The following is a 23,900-nucleotide window of genomic DNA, read 5'->3' on the forward strand; positions in this document are numbered from 1 at the left end:
TATTACTATAGCTTTTAAGCTCAATAACCACGCTTCGCTTCAACAGAAATGTTTTATCGCGATTTTTTACTTGTTTCCTAATAAATGGCAAGTAACATAGAGCTTTGGCCCCTGAAAAATGGGATTTCGTTAATATCCCTACTTTAACTATTTTAATCGCCATAAACCGATGACATTTTTTGAATAATATTCATAGATATAAGCGGTCGAATGGATTTAAAACAATTTGAATTACATCCTAAATAATTCGAGTTGTAGGAAGGCGGCAAACAAAGTGAGCCCTAGGAGCATACATGAGTATGTGACTAGGGTCGGTTTGTGAAGCCAACGCATCTACGGCTCGAAGTATGACGGATTGAGATAGTCGAAGTAGATATCGTTAAATATGAAGAGAGTGAATTATATGATAGTAGCGCCTGTAGTCGACGTACTGCAAGGCCGAGTGGCGGTAGGCACAGAAGTCACCGTTCAAGGCTGGGTACGTACAAGGAGAGATTCAAATGCTGGTTTTTCTTTCCTCGCCGTTTATGACGGTTCTTGCTTTAATCCGTTACAGGCTATCATTAATAATAATTTACCTAATTATAATGACGAAGTCCTGCACCTCACAACTGGCTGTTCCGTTGAAGTTACGGGTACCGTAAAAGAATCCCCAGGCCAAGGCCAATCATTTGAACTTGAAGCCACTGCTGTAAAAGTCGTTGGTTGGGTTGAAGACCCTGACACCTACCCAATGGCAGCAAAACGCCACAGTGTAGAGTTTTTACGTGAAGCAGCGCACTTGCGCCCGCGCACTAACTTAATTGGTGCTGTTGCACGTGTGCGCCACACTTTAGCGCAAGCAATCCACCGTTTCTTTGATGAACAAGGCTACTTCTGGGTTTCTACGCCAATCATTACCGCTTCCGATACCGAAGGCGCAGGTGAAATGTTCTGTGTCTCCACACTGGACTACAACAACTTGCCACGTAATGACAAAGGCGAAGTAGATTTCAGCGAAGATTTCTTTGGCCGCGAAGCTTTCTTAACCGTTTCAGGCCAACTGAATGGTGAAGCTTACGCAACCGCAATTAGCAAAGTCTATACTTTCGGCCCAACTTTCCGTGCTGAAAACTCAAATACCAGCCGCCACTTGGCTGAGTTCTGGATGGTTGAACCTGAAGTTGCGTTTGCAAACTTAGATGATGTCGCAGGTCTGGCAGAAAAAATGCTGAAATTCGCATTCAAAGCTGCTCTTGAAGAACGCCGCGACGACTTAGAGTTCTTTACTCAGCGTGTTGATAAAGACGTTATCAACCGCTTAGAAAGCTTTGTGAATTCAGACTTTGCACAAGTTGATTACACAGACGCCATTAAAATCCTTGAAACTTGTGGTCAAAAATTCGAAAACCCAGTTTATTGGGGCGTCGATATGTCGTCTGAACATGAGCGCTACTTAGCAGAACAACACTTTAAAGCACCTGTTGTTGTGAAAAACTACCCGAAAGACATCAAAGCTTTCTATATGCGTCTCAATGAAGATGGTAAAACGGTTGCCGCGATGGACGTATTAGCACCGGGTATTGGTGAAATCATCGGTGGCTCACAGCGTGAAGAACGTCTTGATATGCTAGATGCACGCCTTGAAGAAATGGGTATGAATAAAGAAGATTACTGGTGGTACCGTGATCTGCGTCGTTATGGCACCGTTCCTCACTCAGGTTTCGGCCTTGGTTTTGAGCGTTTAGTGGCTTATGTCACTGGAGTGGGTAACGTACGTGAAGTCATTCCATTCCCGCGTACCCCACGTAATGCGGCATTCTAAGTGCATTCTTTACACTCTAAATAATTCGAGTGGCATGTAGGCGACAAGTGAAGATAGCCGATAAGCATACACAAGTATGTGATTCGGCAAGCTGAACACAGTCAACACCCATGCGGCTTGAAGTATGACGAGTATCGGGCCAATCTTGTATTGGCCCGTTATCTTTTCACTCTAATATATTTTTAACTGCGGACTATTTCAGTCCATTACATAAAATTGCAGCAGCATGATAACCCGATCACAATTTTTACGTTATCACCTTATAATTCACCCCAAAATGGCACCAATCTGCTACCACTAAGAATAATCTGCTTTTTTATGTCACAATTCTCTTTTTGCGAGTGGTAGATAACCGCTTTACATTCGCTAAACTGCTCAAAAAAAACTCAATTTGTCTTTTGAAAAAGTTCCCTAATTTTTGTAATATTTTTTAAACTGGTACGATGAGTGGTTGTTTATTGCTCTATTTTTTACATTTTGAAACACATTGTTACCATTTGTTTCAGAAACTTTGATTTTGTAGCACTTTGAGGGTAGATAATTTTATTTAGCAATGGAACACTGGTCGCCGACATAGACGACACTAATCTCTCACAAATAGTTCCAATTATTTTTTGCGAATTATTTTTGGCAGTGGCAGGTGTCCGAATAACACCAATGAGGGTAATAATAATGATGAAACGCAATATTCTTGCAATGGTTATCCCAGCTCTGTTAGCTGCTGGTGCAGCAAACGCAGCTGAAGTATACAACAAAGACGGCAACAAATTAGACGTTTACGGTAAAGTTGACGTTCGTCACTATTTTGCTAACGCTGAAAGCGGTGAAGATGGCGACGATTCACGTGTTCGTTTAGGTGTTAAAGGTGATACTCAAATCACTGATCAGTTAACTGGTTTTGGTCGTTTCGAGTGGGAAACTAAAACTAACAAAACTGAAAACAACAACGACAACAAAAACCGTTTAGCTTACGCTGGTTTAAAATTTGCTGATTTCGGTTCAATCGATTACGGCCGTAACTACGGTGTTATCTATGACACGAACGCATGGACTGACGTTATGCCTTTATGGGGCGGCGACACTATGGCTCAGTCTGATGTATTCATGACTAGCCGTAACCGTAACCTGTTAACTTACCGTAACAACAACGCGTTTGGTTATGTTGATGGCCTGAGCTTTGCTCTGCAATACCAAGGCAAAAACACTGAATCTAATAAATCAGGTGTATCTGCTGCAAATCCAGCACCAGCTACTGGCTGGAAAAACGCTCATAAAGACAATGGTGACGGATACGGTTTATCTGCAGCATATGACTTAGGTTGGGGCGTAACACTGGGTGGTGGTTATTCTAACTCTGCTCGTACTACAGCTCAGAAAGAATCTGACGCTACTGGTAAACGTGCTCAAGCATGGAACGTTGGTGGTAAGTTCGACGCTAACAACGTTTACTTAGCTGCTATGTATGGCCAAACACTGAACACAACTTACTTTGGTAGTGATAACGAAATTGCTAACAAAACTGAAAACGTTGAGTTAGTTGCGCAATACCTGTTCGATTTCGGTTTAAAACCATCTATCGGTTATAACCAATCTAAAGGTAAAAACATCGCTGGCGGTAACGGTGATATCGTTAAATACATCTCTTTAGGTTCTTACTACTACTTCAACAAAAACATGTCTGCAGTTGTTGATTATAAAATCAACCTGTTAAAAGACAACGACTTCAGCAAAGACCACGGTCTGATGACTGACAACGTTGTTGGTTTAGGTTTAGTTTACCAATTCTAATTATCAGTTAACTGATAAGTTAGAAAACAGTAACATGTTTTTGTAAGCAGCGCTTCGGCGCTGCTTTTTTATTTTCCCCCTCTCTCAAACTTCCCCCCTAAAAAACACCTAAATTATCGGTAAGACAGACTGATTCACCACCTTTATAGATATTTATGGTTAGATTACATGCAATTTCTACCTAGCTCACAAGATCTCGCCAATTTTTGGTAAAACGGTTGGCAAAAAGCCTTTATCACGTTAACCTGAGAACTCGACTCGTTCGACTAAACCCGTTTTCAGCTATATCCATCAATTTCAGTTGTATGGGCTGTTTACAAGCAAGGATAGCCAAACGCATTCTCACTTACGCCTTCATACACTGTAAATTGTCTTGGGTACCACTACAGAGCTTTGGAATCGACAACATGTTTGAAAAAATTACTTCTGCCCCTGCTGACCCAATCTTAGGTCTTGCTGATAGTTTCCGTGCTGATCCCCGCGATAATAAAATCAACTTAGGTATTGGCGTCTATAAGGACGAATCAGGGAAAACCCCTGTGCTTGATACCGTTAAAAAAGCAGAAAAATTCCTGCTGGATAACGAAAACACCAAAAACTATCTTGCGATTAGCGGAATGCCAGAATTTGGCCGTGTAACACAAGAACTGTTATTCGGTGCACAACATGAAATTGTCACCTCAAAACGTGCACGTACAGCACAAGCACCGGGTGGTACTGGTGCACTGCGTATCGCTGCAGATTTTATCGCTAAACAAACCAATGCAAAGCGTGTTTGGATCAGCAACCCAACTTGGCCTAACCACAAAAATATCTTTGAAGCGGCTGGTTTAGAAGTTTTAACTTACAACTACTATGACGCTGCCAAACATGGTATGGATTTCGACGGTATGCTTAACAGCCTGTCATCTGCTGTGGCCGGTGATGTGATTGTTCTACACGGCTGCTGCCATAACCCAACGGGTATTGACCCAACGGCTGAGCAATGGACAAAACTAGCTGCATTATGTGCAGAAAAAGGTTTATTAGCTGTTTTTGACTTTGCCTACCAAGGTTTCGCAAAAGGCTTAGATGAAGATGCCGAAGGCCTGCGCATTTTCACCAAAAATAACCCTGAAATGATTGTTGCGAGCTCGTTCTCTAAAAACTTCGGTTTATACAATGAGCGTGTTGGTGCTTGTACCATCATTGCCAAAGACAGTGATAACGCAGAGCGTGCATTTAGCCAAGCTAAAGCGGTTATTCGTGCCAACTACTCAAACCCACCAGCACACGGTGCGGCAGTGGTGACAACTATCCTTTCTGATGAAGTGTTAAAAGCGGAATGGATCCAAGAATTAACCGCAATGCGTGAGCGTATTAAACGCATGCGCCAACTGTTAGTGAAAACATTGGAAGAAAAAGGCGCTAAACAGGACTTCAGCTTCATTATCAACCAAAATGGGATGTTCTCCTTCAGTGGCTTAACAAAAGAGCAGGTAGAGCGTCTACGTAGCGAATTTGGTATCTATGCTGTTAGCTCTGGCCGTATTAACGTGGCAGGCTTAACCTTAGAGAACATGGTTCCTCTGTGTGATGCTATCGTTAAAGTGCTGTAATCATTCAAATTTGTTGATACTTAACCTTTTGAAAAGAATAAAACAGCATCTTTAATATCATGCCAGTCAGTAGCATTACTGACTGGCTATTTTTATCAACAACTATTTAAGGTGGCTAAGGAAGCGCTCAGTTATGTGTACCGCCCCCCAATTCTTTCTATGATTACTGTTATTTATACTAAGGTCGAGATTACTTTCATAATCAATTCGCTCCTCAACAAGCAACTGAACCAAACGGTCGACGGTTTGCTCTATATGTTGTTTTGATAATTGCTGGTAACTATTGAGATGACGCACCTGCATGACACTATTCATTGACCCAATATGGTTGTTATGGGATAGCGTCACCTGCCTGCCGCTCTTTGAGCGATATGTTGTTTCAGCAACCTTATCTGACAATTGTTCATAATTGACTTCATCAGTATCAAAATCAGTGATCTTCACATCTCCTTTACCATGACCACTGACAATATAGAGGTCGTCCCCTTGAGCTGCCCCTAATTGGTCTTTTCCATCTAAAGAGATGAGCACATCTCGATGCATACCTTGAGCCAATAAAATATCATTACCTTGCCCACCATATAGCACATTTTCACCACCAAGGGTTATCAACTTATCGTTACCACTCTCACCTTTGATAATTCGCCCATGTTGAGTCATATCCATAACGCTATCATTGCCAGCTAACGTATCAATAAGCCAATTATTTCTAGGGTTTTCTTGATGTAATACAATACCATCATCTCTCGATGTTAGGTTTAAAGGTCTAGCTTCACCCTTATTGACTACCACGCCATTTAATGTGCTTGCAAGCTCATCAATCGGTTTCCAAGTCGTGAATTCCCCTGATTGTTTTGCTCTATAGAGTTTTTCAGATAAATAATTAGTGAGAGTAGTCATCCCGTCAGCGGTAGAGGAGTTAAATTTTTCGTCCAGCCTTTCATAGTGATGAATGTTAAAGTTCCCTTCATCATCATGAGATACCTTTATTTTTACCAATTTACCGGCTGCTGAAACATAAAGTTGATATTTTGAATCACCACCTTCAATTTGTTCGCGTTTAAAATTGACCAAGTGAATATGGTTATTTCCAATCAGGTCTTCAATATAAACAACACCAGGCTGATGACCATCAATTAAGTAGTGGTCATCACCTGCACCACCCATTAACGTATCGTTTCCTCGACTGGATAACAGTAAATCATCCCCCGAGCCACCACTAATAAAGTTGTCCCCAGCACCACCATATAATAGGTTATTTCCACCGCTGGCTTTAATATTATCATCACCATCTCCTCCCAGCAGGACATAGCTTTCTGAGCCCTTATTGATAATAGTGTCATCACCATTTTGAGCATCAATGATATGCTTTTCGGATTGATAGCCCATTGGCAATATAATTTGATCGTCACCCGCACTACTTTCTTTAACTGGGTTTACTGGTGATAGGCTATTTTCCTGTAAATTGGCTTTAAATAAGTTGCTATGCTTATCTTGAATTAAGACAATATCAGAGAGATTATTGCCCACATTAGTAAACTTAATAGTCAATTTTTTTTGCCCAAATTTATCTAAGCTGTATAGCTGTCCATCATCCATATTCAGCGAATAACCATTTACAGTAGGCAATAATAGGCACAAGCTGTCCTTATCCGTATAGCTGTTATTAACTTTAGAAAAATCGAACTCAACCTCACCGTACTCATCTTTATTTTGTACAATTTGATAGGTATCTATTCCATGGCTAACTTCAATGTAACTACCTAATTTTATTAGTAGTAATACATTGTTTTGGCTATTTCCACGGTAGGTTAAGTGTTCAGCATGACCTATTGGAATAAACCGCCCCCATTTAGGCGCTTTATAATGGCGGGATTGATCTATCGTTATGGTACCCGTTGACTCATCTATTTTGACAGACTTTTCTGTCTTTAGATGCTAATTGATCCCCTTCTTGTATATAGCTTAAATTGAAATACTGGTTAGGATGTTTTTCATCTATTACCGTTGTCATCATCCAACCATCAAGGGTTTGTAACCGATATACATGGTGGGGCGCCTTCGATCTCGCATCTTGCACATTTTCGAGAACAATAATGACTTCACTTTCCACATTTTGAAAAAATGTGGCCATCAATACTATTTTTGGGTTGTTTAACTGTTAAAACCAAGTTGTTACCGTCTAGCTGAACTTGCTTTATTTCATTAAAAAAATACTCTAAAGAGACTCGACTTTGTTGGCAATTAGCTTCTTTTATAACCACTTTCGCCTGAAAATTATGGCGACTTTGTGTATAAATAGGGTTTAGCTGTTTTCGCGTTTTAACTGCTTTTTCTTTTCCATCAAAATAGCGCTCTGTAAGATACAAGTTGTCAGCATGGTCAAGCCATTCATAACGGCGAATATGGTAACTATCATTTCCCTCACCACCAACAGCAATACCTTGAGTTAAAATGAGTTTATCATCTCCTCCTTTCCCCTCTAATCTATCGTTACCTAACCCACCATCTAATATGTTTGCCGTATCATTTCCCTGTAAACAATCATTACTACTCCCTCTTACCATCAGGTTTTCCATGCTTTGTAAATGGGCAACGGGAGTATAGGGATGATTTCCTTGTCGCTGATAGTGCAATATATTTCTGTTGAGATCTGCATACACACGATAGCCATCTGGTAGGCTATCAATAATGACAGTATCCTGTCCTCCTTGGCCATCTAGGTACTTAGTCGGCTTATTTCCCCCTCGAGAGGTTAGCGATGCTAAACAGCTATCTCGAATAAAAAATAGATCGTTTTTATCTCCCCCTGCAAAATACTTCTCACCTGATAGTACTTGAAAAGCATTTTTCTGTGTTTTTTTACCAATTACAACGTCATTACCATTAGCCGTATTCCAGCTAGTCCCTTTACTACTGGCATTTTCAATATATAAGGCTGTTCGTTGAATGTTATTCACTAAATGCTCACTGAAAATACGTTCGTTTTCTCTGAATATCTGTTGCCCTAATACTCCAAATTCGGTTTTTTTCGAATAAAAACTAATTTGTTCTGGATTGGAATTTATTAACTGACCTTGAAAAGGTATTGATAATTCATCATTTAAAATTTGGTGTCGTACTTTAAATTCATCTAATAACAAGTTTTTATAAGTAGAATTTAAAGAATAACGCTCATGAGTAGCTATACTACCGGTATTTTTAAGATCAAAAACCTCTTTCTCTTTTGATTTAATAAAAAAATCATGGTGAATAGACAGCCCTATATCTTCATAAAGATGCCCTAAACTTCTAAACCACGCAGTTGTTCTGACAATTTCATTTTGTAAAATGAACTCAATTTCTTCAGCAGTAAATGAAGGCGCTTCTTTGCGTAAAAACCGCACAGTCGTATTTCCTGCCTCTACATATAAATTCCCCAACTTGCCATAGAAATAGTTATCATTATTATCAACCAGATAATATCGAAGCTCATTTTCATAGGTAGGTTTTTCAATAATACTGAGATGGTGATCAAACCCGGCTTGCGCAATATTATTTTCAAATAAAGCCAGATCCATATTCCAATCTTGCTCTTTGAAAGCATTAATATAATGTTGTGTATTCATTTCTTGCTGAGTACGTATGGTTGGGTCTAAACCTAAAGCACCACGGATCCCCTCCTCTAATTCACGATCCCAGTCAATATCAATAACTCCTTTGATGTTTTCAACCGCACGAACACCGTTATAAACCCAGCCCCCCACCAGCAATATACCTCCAATAACTAACCCAGCGACAGGAATAACAGAAGAACCCACTAAAATACCAATAATGGTAACCCCATTGACCACTGCGCTAGCAATAGAGAAAGATGCGTTTACGATAAGATCTTGGCGTTGTTTCGGGTCTGTGACACTGTCTAATTTAGATAAACTATCGTAGGCTTGGTAAACATCAATTCCCATCCCGACCAAATTGAAAATCACGACTGTTCCCGAGGCAATCCTCGCACGAACCAACGAAGTTGCTCCCTTACTGGAGGCAATATTTAATAGCATCGGTCGCACTATCATATCGCCATAATTAAACAAGGCAGATGCTGCAAGTAAATAAAACTGTTTTTCTAACTCTTTAATTTCCTCATCACTAATATCGGGGTTATCTAATTTATCCAAAATTGCATACGCGCTAATCAAACTTTGAATAGCTCCGGCTGTCCCCATTATTTGCCCTGAACGATTTGTCAAACGTCGAAGTTGAGAAAGCCTCTTACCTTCTTGACGAACCTTAAATAAAACAGAAGAAGAGATAGCATCTTGCTGAATATCAATGTTATTCGCTAAGTATTCAAACTGTTTTCTTAATACACCCGACTCAGTAAAGTTAGTTTGGCGCTCAATTAATTGGTGGATATCCGCAGATTTTAATTGCTCATGGAACACTTTAATAAAAGAGAGATCTTCTTTCCCACCTTCCATTAATGTGAAATACATCGCTAGCTTATCTGGGGAAAAACGAATTTTATGATGTAGATCAGGGCTATTGATATCACTTAAGGAAATCGTTTTTCCATCAATAGTGGCACCTAATTGTTGTAATTTGGCAAACGCAATTTTTTCACCGTTAATAGTGACCCAGCAGTTTTTTGGTAATGTAAATTCAGGTTGTTCAATAATTGATTGTCGTTGGTTACGTAAAGAAGATAATGCACTTTTAAAATCCGTAGAGTCTAAATCAATAAACTGGAGATCGGCTCTAAATTCACCATCAGAAAATTCGACATTTTCATTAAAATAATGCTTAATTCGCTGTTTGAATTGTTGTTGAGCTTGCCAAGAAGTCTTATTTTTTACACTAAGCTGGAGTCCTTGGGGATCAAACAAGCTAATTTCGTAACCGCCATAACGTTGCACATGAGTTACCGTGTAAGTGACCGATTTACCCTTTAAGAATATTATTACGTTATTGGTATCCTTAACTGTTGAAAATAAATTTCTTATCGGTTGATCCGCTATTGATATTCCATTTTTATTAATTTCAGTATTAATATCTTGGCTGTACTGTGCCATCTTCATCAACAGAGATTTTTCTGAAGATGTCGATACCTTTTTCACTGTGACTCTCTCTATTTGTGCTTTGCGTTCTATAAAATTTCGAGCTGAGTCACTCCCCGCCAAATACAATTCAACCGCGTATATCCCCCCCAAAATTTGATCCATCACTCGACTTTGAGGGCCTGAACGAATAACCCCATGGTCCACTAATTCAACTTTACTACCATTAATTAATTGTTGGTTAAATTGAGCCAATCTCTGTTCTTGGTTATCTTCATAAATACTAAATGCCTCTGCAAAAGAATATTGTTTTAACGGCGCATTTTCTCCAATAAAATTGGTTGGAGATAATTTACTAAACTCCATCAATTTATTATTAAATAGAATAAATTTATGATCATCTGCAACTATCGCTAAAATTTTTCCTTTATCGACCCCACTACCTGCAGGAAATAGCTTCATTAATAACGTCTGTGAACGCTCACTTAAGTGATTTAATATCGACATGTCATCTCTTATCGCGGACAATAATGTCTGAATGTCAACTGCTTGTTGTTGATAATGACTTGATATTTCTAATTCTAGAAATGGCTTCAGTAATAGTGAATTAGCTTCAAATTTTTGACTTAACGTTGCATTTAGCTTTCGGTTTACTAACGGATCAGAAACTGCAATGTTTAATTTTTCAACATCTATGTTTCTATTTTCATCTGAAAAATACTTCAATAAATAGGCATGTTCAGTCTTATTGACATTTTGAATAGAAATTTCTTTTAGTGCTATTTTTTCTAATGTATTAATAATCGAATGATGTGAATTTTCAACTATTTCCAGTCCATTTGTTTTTTTGTTTTTATTCAAATGGTTATCAAAGAGATCTGCATTCTTGATTTCTGTTCCGTGCTCTTCTGCAAGAGTAGGTTTACGCTTATTGTCATCTAGATGGATATCTTTGAATTCATCATCAATATCTGTAATAAATTTATCATTGGATTTTTTATTACTTTCTTTACTTTCAGCATTATCATTAATGCTTTTTTTTCGGTTAATTAATGCTAACCCTTTTAAATAACTATCTGATATTTTCCTTTTTGGTTCAAATAATTTCCCATTATCACCTTCGCTCCATCTTTTATTTAATGGGGCACGATATCCCTGATTAATTAACAATTGTTGAAAATTAGATAATTGTTCTACATTATCAATAATAATAGAGCCATTAGAATTCATTGGAAAATAAGTCTCAATTGATTCAGTTGTCCCTTTAAGTTTATTTTTTCCTTTCAAATTTTCAGGTAAGAAAAAAGTTATCGGAAAATTTTCACTCATAACGCTGGCTGGGTTAGCATCATCAGCACCGTGATGGACTAATTCAAATCCACTCTTTCGGCCTAGCTGGTGATTCATCTTATCCTTGAGCTGTTTTATTTTCTTATTACTAAAGCCGTTATCCTGTCCCTCATAGCGATCATATTCAGCTTTATTATTAAATAATTTTTTTTCCTTTACTGATAATTCATCATAATTGACACTAGCCTTCCATTTTTCCCAAGATGGCATTTCTCTCACATTGATATAATGCTCTAAATCTGATATTGGAAATATAATGCTAAATAAATCATAATCTGCCGTGATTGGCCTACCCGTTTTAGTATCACCAATAACAAAGAACTCAGTAAACTGTTCGTTTTCCAGATAGTAAACTTTCCAGCTATCTGATGTTTTATCCGCATTTTTTTTCAAGAAAAAAACTTTTTCGATGCCATCAACAATGGATGTAGTACGATAATAACCCTCATCATTGATGAGTTCTAATGGTGAGACAGCACTAAGTTGACATAATTCATTTATTCGCTGAGTGCTAATCTCTAAATGGACACTAATTACCTTACCGGATTGAATTAGCCCTTGAAGCTGGCGATTAAGTTCGTCACTGTTAGTTCTGCCTGATTTTTTAGCAAACTCCTGTTGTACTGGGATAAAACCACTATGAGGCCCCCAATCTGCACTTTTACCTTTGATAGCCAATCCCTTACTACTGTACTCCCCCGACTCAATTAAATTCGTTGATTTAGCATCTATCGGCCGTATACCAATAATAATATTTTCTTCACTCGCTATTTTCGTAAAAATGTGTTGATGACTAACTGGAATGCCCGTTTTGACTTGCGGGGTTGTTTCTGCCAACGGTTTAAGTTGTAAATTGATACTCGAATAGTCTCGTCCTGTTTTGCCATTACCTTGAGTTGCAGCGTTAACATCCTTATCATCCATGCTCTTATTTCCCTGAAGATTGTAATTTCACTAATTATTTCAATTAATTATTTGTTTATTATTAAAACAAACAATTATTTGTTCGATAAGAAAATAGCAAAATTCCAGGCATTCCCAAACTAAGTTGGGAACAATTAGGACATAGTGTTAGTGATTATTTTTTATAAGATGATTAATAGTAAGTTATAAAAACCCCCTGTAATTAAGGGGGTTAAGTCAGATTAGATAATTACCAAACGGGTAACTCATCTTGCAAGAAAGGGTTTGTTTTACGCTCAAAACCTAAATTTGACATGGGGCCATGTCCTGGAATGAACTGAAAATCATCACCTAGAGGTAATACTTTGTTTTTTATAGAGGAAATTAAGTCTTGATGGTTACCGCGTGGAAAATCACTTCGGCCGACGCCCCCTTTAAAAAGGACATCACCCATTGAAATTAATTTATCGGTGTGATTCACAAAAATAATGTGGCCGGGTGTATGACCAGGACAATGCAGTACATCAAATGTAATATTGCCGCAAGTCACTTTGTCCCCTTCTTCTAACCAGTAATCCGGCGTAAAGTCAGGGCATTCACCAATATAAAACATCGCATTTTGTTCCGCGAGGTTTTCAATCCAAAAGGCGTCTTCTTTTTGTGGGCCATAAATAGGCACTGAAAAATGCTTAGAAAGGATAGCTGATGCGCCGATATGATCAGAATGGCCATGCGTTAACAGAATTTTAGTTAACTTCAGCCCAAGGTTTTCAATAGCAGAAATTAATTTTTCAGCTTCTCCGCCGGGGTCAACAACGACTGCATCTAACGTATTTTCATCCCAAATAACGTGGCAATTTTGCATAAATGGTGTTACTGGGATAATAGTATATTTCATCGAGCAATTACTCCGTAATCTGTGTCACCTATGCACAGATTACCACGTTCTTGCAGGTCCTGTATCAATATGTATAAAATTGCTTCGAGGATAATAACCAACGCCACCCGCTTTCATTTTTAGCGCAGCCTTGCGGATATTACTCAGTTGTAGCCCTTCGATATGGAAATCCATCGCTTGCCCACGGGTATGGTAACTTTTCTTTGCCACGCCAGAGCTTTTACTACGCAATTTATTGTTAGTCTCTAAAGAACGATAACCAGAGATCAGTTGGACAGGTTTGTTTGTTCCCATCATCATTTGTAATAAATAGATTTGGTCAAACAGTTTTGGGTCAATAGTTTTTACTTTGTCGCAACGGTAGTCACGGAAAAAATGATTTAAACGCGCTAATTCAGACTTATTATAACGGCGCCCGTCAAAAAACTCGGTTTTTAGCGATTCGCCTGTATTAATGTTTTGAAAACGCAAAATACGTGGTCGAGGGGTCGTCATCGCAGCAAATACATGGCTTGGTAATAAACTAAGGCCAACTGTTGCGGCCCCAATACCTAACCACTTTCTGCGGGATTGATCAATTATATCCATAGGTGATAGCTCAGACTCTAATATTTTCAGTATTAATCGATAAAATTTTGGCAACCTATTGAGTCTAGCAAATCATGCTTATCTTTAATGTATAATTATGTAAAGATATGCATACTTCGCGGAAATTTTATTGCATTTTTCGTCAAAAAGAGAGTTTTATCACTAGAACTGCTCGAAACATGCAATTTAAGACACAAAACATGCTGCCTTTATCAAAGATAAACAAAATAGTAATGATTGAGGAACCATAAAACAACGGAATAAATAAGATAAAAACGGATTCTAGAGGTAAGGTCACAGAATGGAAATGTGTAAAAAACAGCGCTCAAGCAGTTAACTCTTAAAATAATTAAGGGGAGAAAATCCCCCCTTCAAATTAAAACCTACAATTAGTGTAAAATCTTTTTCAATATTGGCAAATATTTATCTGCATTATTAATCGAATTATCATACTGATAAATATCGGCTCGATATTGTGGTTGCTGGTCTTTATCTACCCAAGCAGTTTGATAGTACAGAAAAACTGGGATCCTATCGGGTATATTCACATACCGTGTTGACCCCTCTTTCAACGCACCATCAATGCGTTTTTGTTCCCAACCTGCATCACCTAATAAAATACTGGCTAATTCACTTGCCTTATTCACTCGCACACATCCAGAGCTTATTGCACGCGCATTGCGATTAAATAAACTATGGTTTGGTGTATCGTGTAAATAAATCGCATCTGAACTCGGCATATTAAACTTATAGCGCCCTAATGAGTTAGTCGGGCCCGGTGCCTGTCGAATGCGATATGGAAAATTAGCTGGGGTGATATTATCCCAATCAATAGCATATGGGTTGATTTCATATGAGTCGGCTCCCCAACCTGAATAAACCGTATACCCTTTGCGGCTAAAATAACTTGGATCTTGTTTTCCTCTTGGAGCAATATCTTTACGTGCCATACTGGTCGGCACACTCCAAGGCGGGTTAATGACTACGTTATTTAGCGCACTGCTCATGATCGGTGTTTTGCGATCAGCACGGCCAACAATCACTTTAGAGTCTAAAATCACTTCGTCATTTAAATAGAAATCTAAAGAGTAGCCAGGAATATTAACTAAAATCCCTGTCCCACTACTTGCAGGTATAATACGTAAGCGTTGAATATTGAGTGCCATTAAACCTGCTTTCTGCTTAGGCTGCATGTTTAACCAAACACGCGTGCCTTTTCCAACAACACCGTCTGCTTCTAAGCCATATTGCAATTGGAATTTTTTTACCGCATCGACGAGTTCTTGATCATATACTTTCGACACGGAGCTCGCAGGTGCATCAAGTGTTCCTGTCGATTCAGCGGTTTGTTCAGTTGCCAGTTCTGCAACTTGAGCCATTGTTTCAGGAGGTGCGATGTCTTCGGTTACATTTCCACCTTCAAGTAACCCTTCACGTTGCAAGATTTGACGCAAAATAACCACATCATCGCTAGACTGCCCTGGCTTTAATGTTTTCGTCCCCACAATTTCCAGGTTATCTTCCGGGATCGCCAATAATTTCAACATTTCTTTGCGCATTGGCAAATACATTGGGTGACTCGGGGCTTGCGATTTAACCCAGCCACTTAAATTATTAGACTCGACGGCATCTATCCATGGTTTCATTTGAGCGGCCGTTGGAGCAATAATTTTATAAGGCCGATTGGTGTATAACCAATATTGCCCACTCGCTTCTATCGAAGATAAATACTGTAAATAGCCAAGCATGGCATCAGATAAAATAACGTCACGGCCTAGCTCATTTAACTGGTTATTTTCCAGTATCGCTAGCCACTCCCCAAATTGAGGCTGAACTCCAGAAAGGGATAATTCTGCCAGTTGTTGCTGAAATTGGCTAATTGCCGTTTCATCTTGCCACAATAACTGCATTTGCCTATCAGCGTATAATTTTGCTAATTGCGTAGAAAAAATAGGTTTCACATCCGCAGGAAGCGACTGTGTTATTTTGACTAAACTTTCTGTAGGTGTTACCGAAGCTATCGTTTGAACTTCAGAAACACTTTGCTGCGTATTTTCTTCATTTGAGAATGCGGGAAACTGTAACGCCATCAACCCGCATATTACCGAGACTTGCAGAGCTCTCACTCTTCTCTTTGCCATACATCCACCTTAATTTACAACATGGATAATAATATTTTTATTATAATTACAATTTTATTGTATTTAATTTTAGCAGTAATGTTATAGGAATAGGCTAATTTTCCTTTTTTCAGATTATGTACAGCTAAGCTAACGATTAATGAGAAAAAGAATTATTTTCATCATAATGAATTCAAAAGTGTATTAGTGGTTTAAACATAGATGAATTTTATTTTAATTAAAAGTTTTACCTGACGCTTTCTTTGCCGCCTAATTAGCATATAAAAAAAACCGATATTTATTCCTAAATACCGGCCTTTGTTTCACTCACAAAAACTATTACTGCAATGTTGGGGCTTGTACAGTCGGGTTTTCTTGCCCAAAGCCTTTTAAGCCAACTACATGCACATGTTCATGATTACCGACCACTTTACGAACTAGCTTATAGGTTGTGCCCTTCTCAGGACTAATATTCTCTGGCGCCGCAATAATTAGCTGCATTTCTAATCTGTCGCACAGTTCAAATAGGGTTGCAATTGATTTAGCATCTAATCGTGCAGCTTCATCTAAGAATAATAAACGGCAAGGAATAATATCTTTCGCACGCAAACGGCGGGACTCTTCTTCCCAGCTTTGTACTACCATCACTAAAATGGACATCCCCGTACCAATCGCTTCACCGGTTGATAACGCACCACTTTCTGCTTTTAACCAACCATCAGAGCCTCTGTTAACCTCAACTTCTAACTCTAAGTAGTTACGATAATCGAGTAATTCTTCACCGATAGTTTGCGGCAAGCGTTGCCCAACATCCACTTGAGGGTTGAGGCGTTGGTATAACTTAGCCATTGCTTCAGAGAATGTTAACCGTTGGCTGGTGAATAAGTCTTGATGCATTTCGCTCTCTTCAGAAAGCACACTCAGTAACAATGCATGACTTTCACGAATATTCACATTGAGGCGAACCCCTTTAACCTGACCAAATGCTACAGCTTGCAGCCCTTGGTTTAGCATACGAATGCGATTCTGTTCGCGCTGAATGGTTTTACGAATAATATTCGCCACACTTTTTGAACTGATCGCCAATTTTTGCTCACGCGCTGTTAGCTCTTCCGTTAAACGCGCCAGTTCAATTTCCATTTGCTCGATTGCATCAATCGGGTCATCAGTTCGAATAATATCTTGGCGAATACGTTCACGTAGGTGTTGATATACTGCGATAAAGAATTTTATCTTCCGTTCTGGGTGTTTTGGATCTTCGGATAAACGCAGTACATCGCGTAAATGTTCGTTATCTGCAACCGCTAAACGCAACGCTCCTAAGGCTTTATCCGACATCGAACGTAAGCTATCACCGTCAGTATAAGCCAGCTCACGCCGGTGTAGACGACGCTCAACGCCATTGTCTTTCACCAAGCGCATTACCGCACACCAACCTGCTTTTGCTGTCACGACCTGCTCACGCAGCATATAGTAGTCTTTTTCTAACTTACGAAGGCGCTTCTGTAAGTTATCCATTTCAGCTTCACATAATGTCAGCTGTTTTTCTAACTGGTTAATACGACTACGGTTTTCCATAACCCGCTGGTGCAGCTCATCGCGTCGGATACGAGCGCGCTCTTGGGCGTCAGGGTCGGCTTTTACGCCAATTTCTTGCATCTCGACTTCGAGCTCTTTTAGCATCTCTTGTTTGGTATCGAAAGAACTGCGTAACGAGGCAAGAACTTGATGGAACTGTGCACTTTGTGCTTGGTGCTGGCGTAATTGTTCACGAGCACGTGTACGCTCGGTTTCTGCCTGCTCTAAACGCTGACGTAGTTTTTCATTCAGGTCCGCGTTTTCATTCACCATTCCGGTTGAATCACTGTAACTAAAGTGAGCACGGCGCTGAACAACCTCTACTAATGCAAAAGCTTGCTGTTTCGCATTTTGCTGGCTGTGTTTTGCTGACTCATAATCTTTGCGTAATTGCTCGTGTTGTTCAGGATCACTGAGTAACACCGTCACAATCGGCTCTAATTTCTCTAACGCATCACCATGTTTATTCAGGAAATGTGCCGCTTCTTCCGCTTCCGTTAGCTCTTCGTTTATCTCTTCAACTCTGTCCGCCAATGTTTCATCGAGTAATAACCCCATTTGAGGTAATAAGCGATTAAGAGCCGCAAGGCTTTCTTTACCTTGGGCAAATTGTTGACGTTGCTGCTGAGTTTGCTCTTCAAATTGAGCTAAAGCACGTTCAATTTCCGAACGTTTTTGGTTGAGTGTACGAATTTCAGCTTCTGGATCATCTTCAAAGGCCACCGAAATGTGTTGGCCTATAAACCGGCTGAATGCTTGGTGTGAACGCTGAATTTTCTGTACGTCAAATGACAGATTCGCATAGCGCTCAGCGAGCTCATCACGTTCAGCCGTTAACGACTCTAAATGGCTTTCACGTGCGGCACGACCAAACAAAGGCAACTCAGGATAACGAGAGTAACGCCATTGACGCTCAGACGAACGGACTAATACCGCATTTTCAAACTCTTGCGCATCAAAAACGCTATCGTCGAAAGAAGATGGATCTCCCTCGATAAAATACACATCATCTGGGCAATCTTGTAACGAATCCAGTTGATTGCGAACTGCATCAAGGTCTTGCACCACAATTCCGTGACGCGCAGGACCATATAGCGCGGAGAAATAAGCTGCGTCTTCGATGGTAATATCATCATAAATTTCAGATAACAACACACCATTGAAACGCTCTGCCAACGCTAACATGCGGCTATCTTCCGCACCACTTGGCTGGCTTAGTCGCTCAATTTGCTTTTCGAGATCTTTACGTTGCGCAGCAACTTCATCTCGTTCAACCGTTATTTCCCGCTCTTGTTCGAGGAGTTGCTGCATAAACTCAGTCACAGCAGTACTTGACTCAAACGTTTCATGGGACTGTTCATTAAGCTGTGTTAGCGCTTCTTGAGCCATAATCCATGCAGGGGCTTTAGATGAAAGTTGGCTAATACGCTGGCGGATCTGCTCCAATTCTTGGCGCATTTGCATCCGTTTTTCGCCACTCTCATTCACACCAATACTAAGCTCTTCTTGCTGTGCTTCCAGCTCAGCCATTAATGCATCAAGCTCATCGGGCTCATAACTTTGGCCATGACGCTTACAAAACTCTGCCAATAAGCGTTCAGCATTTTGCTGGCTATTCAGACGTTGTTGCAATTCAGATAGCTGCATACGCAATGGCTGTACGCGATCCGCTAAATGTTGTTGTGAGGACCAATCACGTAGTAATGTACGCGCTTGTTGGTATGCATCACTGCGGCTAACTTCCCCTATCATACTTCTAACTAATTGATAGGCTTGCTCAAATTGGCTATGTGCGGCATCTGCCACACTCATTTTTTGCTCAAGCGCTAATAACGCTTGGGTTGCTTGCTGTTCGCGTGCTTCGAAGGTATCTAACCATTCATCTGCATTATCAATGGATAATTCAGGAAGTTGGCACAATTCACGAGCACGCGTTAAGGCATGCAAGGCTTGCTGGTACTGAATAGCGCGTGTTTGTTGTACATCCAGAGCTTGTTGGTAATCGGCGAGTTGATTTTTTAATTCGTCAACTTCAATTTCAGCAGCTTCAGCTCGCGCTTCATATTCTTCTTGAGTTTCAGTTGCTTCAGCAACGACTTCACTTTGTTCTTCAAGACGATACGTCAGTTCTTCGATATCCGCTTGATAACGGTCAATTTTCTCTTGCTGACGCAGCGCGGCTTGTACTAAATTCAAGTGGTCACTGGCCGCTTGGTAGTCTGCTTCTAATTCTGTAGAAGCGCCATTTTGCTCATTCAACTCACGCGCCATTTCGACGCTTCGAACCTGTTCAACACGCAATTGTTTACGGCTGGCTAATAGCTCATTGCGTGCAGCCAGTGCTGCATCAAGGTGAATACGTCTTTCATTGGAATGGCGCATATAATCCGCAGAAACGTAATCAGTCGCTTGGCTAATCAAATGCTTGAATAAGTCACGGTCTGATTGCGTTACACGAATGGCTTCTAATGTTAAACGGTTTTCACGCAAAGCCGCTTCCATATCTTGGAATGCTTTACGTACCCCACTGTTTTCAGGTAATAAATAATCACGTAATGAGCGAGTAATGGCACTAGAAATACCACCATATAGTGACGCTTCAATCAGGCGATAATATTTGCTTCGGTCACTCGCGGAACGTAAACGTTTAGGTAAAACCCCTAATTCAAACAGAATCGAATGGTAGTCAGTAATTGAGTTAAACTGCTTGAACAAAACGCCTTCCTGTTCCTCAAGGCGCTCTTTTAGTTCATTAAGTGGGATCACTTTTGCTTGGCGGCCATCGATAACCTCTGTCAATATTTCCGTAGGCACCGTCGCCAGTGGAATGCCTTGTACCATAAACGGCTTAATATCAACTTTTTTATCGCGCCCTGCGACTTGTTGTAAACGCACACCCACCATGACACGCTGGTGCTTCGAATTTAACACATCCAAAATTGCGTAACAGACACCTGGGCGTAATTTCCCGTGTAAGCCTTTATCACGAGAACCAGAGGTCGCGCCCGCTTCCGTTGTGTTACGGAAGTGAAGTAAGGTTAAATCAGGGATCATCGCGGTAATAAACGCCGCCATTGTGGTTGATTTACCCGCACCATTACCACCCGATAATGTGGTCACTAATTCATCAAGGTCAAAAGTTCGGGCAAAAAAACCGTTCCAATTCACCAGCGTCAGTGAGCGAAATTTTCCGCGTTCAATCATTATTCTTCATCCTCATCACTTTCTGCCGGTTCTTGATTCTCTTCGCCACCCTCTTCTTCACTGTCTTTCAGCGATAATTCCCCTTCAAGAGAGATAGCTTCACCATCACGGATCATCCGTAACTGTGCATCTTGTGGGTTATCACCACTACGCACATCAGCGCCAAAACGAAATACAGATTCGCTAATAATAAATTTACTCGGATCATTCTGCAGAAAGTGCACCATTCCCAAGCGACGTAAACGGTTAAGTGATGTTCTGAGTTTTTCCTGCAGTTTTTGTTTATCTAAGTCAGAACCTGTCGAACGTTGATTAACAAATTTAAGTAATTTGCTTTCATCCGCTAATGATAATAATTCTTCAAATAACTCTTGTGAGGTAAAAATACCTTGGTTACTCAAGCGTTCAGGGCTGAGATAGAGATAACAAAGGATTTTCCCAACCATCATATCTAATTCAGACAACACCGAGCGTGGTATGAGAGTTGTTGAGCGTGGGCGTAAATAGAAAAACCCCTCAGGGGCACGAATTAATTCTACGTTATATCGTGCATAAAATTGTTCTAATGCTTCCTGAAAATCCATCAAAAATGCGTGGTTATCAAGGTCATCAACACTAATATGGCGACCTGAACGCAATTGGCTGTCTAGCTCTGGAAAAATCGGGTTAGCTAATGCTTGAGCCAGCTTAACTGGCATAAATTGTTCAATATTTGTCGATGACATGTGCCTGTACCTTGGCTCCGTGATCATTAATAGCTTGCCATTCTGCCGGTAACCCCGCCAAATCAGCCTCTGCGATACCTAATTTAACAGCTTGGTCGATAATAATTCGAGCTACATCAAAATGACGTTTTTGTGGATATTGCAGTAAATAGTCATGCAACACACGGCCAACATCGAGCGGCCGTTGCTCTGCTTTATAAATGGCTAACTCAACTTCCATTAGCTCTGCAAGCTTGTCATTCAATTCACTAAACTCTTCAAATTCAAGCTCTGGTGGTAATTCACCCATCACTTCTTCATCATGCAATGCGAGTTCTTCATCACGCATATCGAATAACCGATCCGCATTGGCGTAAGTGAGTGCCCAAGGGCTATCAAGGTAGTGCTGAACGGATTGACGTAACCGCTGAGAAAATATTCTATTTTTATCCATATCGATAGCTGTACGGATAAACTTATGAACATGACGATCATAACCAATCCATAAATCGATAGATTGTTGACCCCAGCTAACAATACGGTCTAGTTTATTTTGCAGGTCAAAAACCAACCTATCCACTAAGTCAGAGAACACCGGCGCATTCATATTGGCTTCTTGAATACGTAATAAATTCGCTTGCAGTTTATCCCCTGCGGCTTCCAATGTGTCTTGCAACTCACGCAATGTACCTGATGTTTCTGATAGTAATTGCTCACAGTTAGCAATAGCTGCCTGCCAGTCTTGATTTAATAATGCCGCAATATCTTCTTTTACCGAATTTTGTTGTTCATCCATAATGCGTTGCGATAAATCAATACTGTCAAAAATTTCAGCAACTGAATATTTTAGTGGAGCAAACACGTAACGATGCCAATAAAATTCATCGCCCCCTTCTTCTGCGGCTTCAGCGGCACGTTGCAGTTCTCCTGCGACAATAGAAAGCTGCATAGAAAGTCTTAATGTTGAGAACTCTCGCTGACGAATATAATAATCGCTGATACCGATCCCCAGAGGGGTTAAGCGGTAAATGGCATTACCTTCAACAATGTCACTGGCAAAACGGTTAAATATCTTCTGGCGAACCATATCATTGATGGCATTATTGGCTCTTACTGCCAAAGATTCTGTGGTCTGTTCAAACCCTTTGCAGACCTCACGAAAGGCATCAACCAGCTCCACTTCACTCATTTCACCATTGACTCTTTCACTATTTAATACCGCCACCGCAAGCAAAAATGCTAAACGTTCAGCAGGAAGTGAAATCGAAAAATCATTTTTTCGTGCCCAAGACACAAGTTCAGGGACGGTCTGGGAAAAATCACTCATAAATCGTCCTTTTGTATTTGTTTGCGTGCCATGACATGAATATAACGACCCATACTAATATAGGGTTCTTCACGGCAATACTGCTGCTCTAATGCTAACAATGCTGGAAAATCTTTTTGCTGTAACTGCCGACTCTGTAAATAGTCATGAAATACCCTAACACCACTTTTACCGATAATTTGCATATTACACTCACTCAACCAAGCATCAACTTGATGAGGAAAAAGCGGTTTTTGCGGTGATAACGAGCGTTTACGACGACGTTGAATATGTGGCGTTGCAAGATGAAAATTTCCCAAAATTGCGTTACGCATCACCAGACCATTTGCATTATAGAACATGACAGAAAATACGCCTTCTGGTCTAATTATATCTACCAGTTGTTCAATTGCATATTTTTGATCGCTAATCCATTCAAGTACCGCATGAAACAGAACAAGGTCAACAGGTTCATCAATGTATTGTGCAACATCTTGCACCGCACAATGTACAAAACGCATGTTATCGCTAATACCTTGTTCCTTGGCAAGCTCACTGCCTCGTTCTAACATCTCTTCAGATAAATCGCAAAGTATCACCTGATGCCCCATTTCGGCGAGTTTGCGTGAAAAGTGCCCTTCACCACCGCCTGCATCAAGTATTTTTAGGGTTTTACCCTCAAATTGGCTGTGCAATAATTGAGTTAAATCTTGCCAAACTACCGCTTCTCGTATTTTTCCTTTTGTCGTTCCGTAGATATTTTTTGCAAATTTATCGACAATATCATCAAAGTTGCGGTCTGCCATGTGCTATCCGGTTACCTATCATCTATTATTTAAAGCGGTTTATGAGCCAATTTGTCGCGAAAAAACGTAAAATGGTTGATTACATCTTGATTATGGAGAAAATCAACGCTAACCAGAAATATTCTCACATTACATTGCACTTATCACATACAATGCGAGGCGACTGTTAAAACAGGAATTATAACAGATAATAGCTATATTTTTGCATAGTACTTTA

13 protein-coding genes are annotated in these 23,900 nt (G+C 40.1%); 3 read left to right on the plus strand and 10 right to left on the minus strand.

What is annotated here, in order from left to right:
* Positions 1-403 precede the first annotated feature (403 nt).
* From asnS to G6Q48_RS19085, 3 genes are all read left to right on the plus strand, one after another.
* Complete coding sequence (gene asnS, locus G6Q48_RS19075) at positions 404-1,804, plus strand: asparagine--tRNA ligase (RefSeq protein WP_166268061.1); 1,401 nt, start codon at positions 404-406, stop codon at positions 1,802-1,804.
* A 672-nt stretch (positions 1,805-2,476) separates the two neighbouring features.
* Complete coding sequence (locus G6Q48_RS19080) at positions 2,477-3,592, plus strand: porin (RefSeq protein WP_272524429.1); 1,116 nt, start codon at positions 2,477-2,479, stop codon at positions 3,590-3,592.
* A gap of 407 nt (positions 3,593-3,999) precedes the next feature.
* Positions 4,000-5,190 (plus strand): amino acid aminotransferase, encoded by a 1,191-nt coding sequence (locus G6Q48_RS19085; RefSeq protein WP_102138495.1) that lies wholly within the window; start codon positions 4,000-4,002, stop codon positions 5,188-5,190.
* Positions 5,191-5,292: 102 nt separating this feature from the next.
* Here G6Q48_RS19085 and G6Q48_RS22305 read toward each other — a convergent pair whose 3' ends face one another.
* The 10 genes from G6Q48_RS22305 to cmoM form a co-directional block, all read right to left on the minus strand.
* Positions 5,293-6,789, minus strand: coding sequence for a calcium-binding protein (locus G6Q48_RS22305; protein ID WP_242685842.1), 1,497 nt, complete (start codon positions 6,787-6,789; stop codon positions 5,293-5,295).
* Positions 6,790-7,093: 304 nt separating this feature from the next.
* On the minus strand, positions 7,094-7,324 hold the full coding sequence (locus G6Q48_RS22945; protein ID WP_242685843.1) for a hypothetical protein: 231 nt from the start codon (positions 7,322-7,324) through the stop codon (positions 7,094-7,096).
* On the minus strand, positions 7,293-12,500 hold the full coding sequence (locus tag G6Q48_RS19090; RefSeq protein ID WP_242685844.1) for an anthrax toxin-like adenylyl cyclase domain-containing protein: 5,208 nt from the start codon (positions 12,498-12,500) through the stop codon (positions 7,293-7,295). Before G6Q48_RS19090 ends, G6Q48_RS22945 begins: the two co-directional genes overlap by 32 nt.
* A 229-nt stretch (positions 12,501-12,729) precedes the next feature.
* Positions 12,730-13,377: an MBL fold metallo-hydrolase gene (locus G6Q48_RS19095; RefSeq protein WP_102138493.1), complete on the minus strand. Its 648-nt coding sequence runs from the start codon at positions 13,375-13,377 to the stop codon at positions 12,730-12,732.
* Between the two features lie 39 nt (positions 13,378-13,416).
* Positions 13,417-13,965 (minus strand): YcbK family protein, encoded by a 549-nt coding sequence (locus G6Q48_RS19100; protein WP_102138492.1) that lies wholly within the window; start codon positions 13,963-13,965, stop codon positions 13,417-13,419.
* 389 nt (positions 13,966-14,354) lie between these two features.
* Positions 14,355-16,106, minus strand: coding sequence for a L,D-transpeptidase (ldtD, locus tag G6Q48_RS19105; protein WP_166268062.1), 1,752 nt, complete (start codon positions 16,104-16,106; stop codon positions 14,355-14,357).
* Positions 16,107-16,424: 318 nt separating this feature from the next.
* Positions 16,425-20,867, minus strand: coding sequence for a chromosome partition protein MukB (gene mukB, locus G6Q48_RS19110; RefSeq protein ID WP_166268063.1), 4,443 nt, complete (start codon positions 20,865-20,867; stop codon positions 16,425-16,427).
* Entirely contained in the window at positions 20,867-21,592 is a 726-nt protein-coding gene (gene mukE / locus G6Q48_RS19115) for a chromosome partition protein MukE (protein ID WP_102138489.1), read from the minus strand. The genes mukB and mukE overlap by 1 nt, the downstream gene beginning before the upstream one ends.
* Positions 21,573-22,898: a chromosome partition protein MukF gene (gene mukF, locus G6Q48_RS19120; protein WP_102138488.1), complete on the minus strand. Its 1,326-nt coding sequence runs from the start codon at positions 22,896-22,898 to the stop codon at positions 21,573-21,575. The genes mukE and mukF overlap by 20 nt, the downstream gene beginning before the upstream one ends.
* The gene (cmoM, locus tag G6Q48_RS19125; RefSeq protein ID WP_102138487.1) at positions 22,895-23,683 is read right to left on the minus strand and encodes a tRNA uridine 5-oxyacetic acid(34) methyltransferase CmoM; all 789 of its coding nucleotides are present in this window, start codon (positions 23,681-23,683) and stop codon (positions 22,895-22,897) included. The genes mukF and cmoM overlap by 4 nt, the downstream gene beginning before the upstream one ends.
* Between the last annotated feature and the right edge of the window lie 217 nt (positions 23,684-23,900).

This window comes from Providencia sp. M-27 (assembly GCF_011077905.1).
Taxonomy (GTDB): Bacteria; Pseudomonadota; Gammaproteobacteria; order Enterobacterales; family Enterobacteriaceae; genus Providencia; species Providencia huaxiensis.

What these genes read in the sequence shown, in the direction of transcription:
- asnS (WP_166268061.1), top strand. Translation starts at nt 404, where the DNA reads ATGATAGTAGCGCCTGTAGTCGACGTACTGCAAGGCCGAGTGGCGGTA.
- G6Q48_RS19080 (WP_272524429.1), top strand. Translation starts at nt 2,477, where the DNA reads ATGATGAAACGCAATATTCTTGCAATGGTTATCCCAGCTCTGTTAGCT.
- G6Q48_RS19085 (WP_102138495.1), top strand. Translation starts at nt 4,000, where the DNA reads ATGTTTGAAAAAATTACTTCTGCCCCTGCTGACCCAATCTTAGGTCTT.
- G6Q48_RS22305 (WP_242685842.1), bottom strand. Translation starts at nt 6,789, where the DNA reads ATGGATGATGGACAGCTATACAGCTTAGATAAATTTGGGCAAAAAAAA.
- G6Q48_RS22945 (WP_242685843.1), bottom strand. Translation starts at nt 7,324, where the DNA reads ATGGCCACATTTTTTCAAAATGTGGAAAGTGAAGTCATTATTGTTCTC.
- G6Q48_RS19090 (WP_242685844.1), bottom strand. Translation starts at nt 12,500, where the DNA reads ATGGATGATAAGGATGTTAACGCTGCAACTCAAGGTAATGGCAAAACA.
- G6Q48_RS19095 (WP_102138493.1), bottom strand. Translation starts at nt 13,377, where the DNA reads ATGAAATATACTATTATCCCAGTAACACCATTTATGCAAAATTGCCAC.
- G6Q48_RS19100 (WP_102138492.1), bottom strand. Translation starts at nt 13,965, where the DNA reads ATGGATATAATTGATCAATCCCGCAGAAAGTGGTTAGGTATTGGGGCC.
- ldtD (WP_166268062.1), bottom strand. Translation starts at nt 16,106, where the DNA reads ATGGCAAAGAGAAGAGTGAGAGCTCTGCAAGTCTCGGTAATATGCGGG.
- mukB (WP_166268063.1), bottom strand. Translation starts at nt 20,867, where the DNA reads ATGATTGAACGCGGAAAATTTCGCTCACTGACGCTGGTGAATTGGAAC.
- mukE (WP_102138489.1), bottom strand. Translation starts at nt 21,592, where the DNA reads ATGTCATCGACAAATATTGAACAATTTATGCCAGTTAAGCTGGCTCAA.
- mukF (WP_102138488.1), bottom strand. Translation starts at nt 22,898, where the DNA reads ATGAGTGATTTTTCCCAGACCGTCCCTGAACTTGTGTCTTGGGCACGA.
- cmoM (WP_102138487.1), bottom strand. Translation starts at nt 23,683, where the DNA reads ATGGCAGACCGCAACTTTGATGATATTGTCGATAAATTTGCAAAAAAT.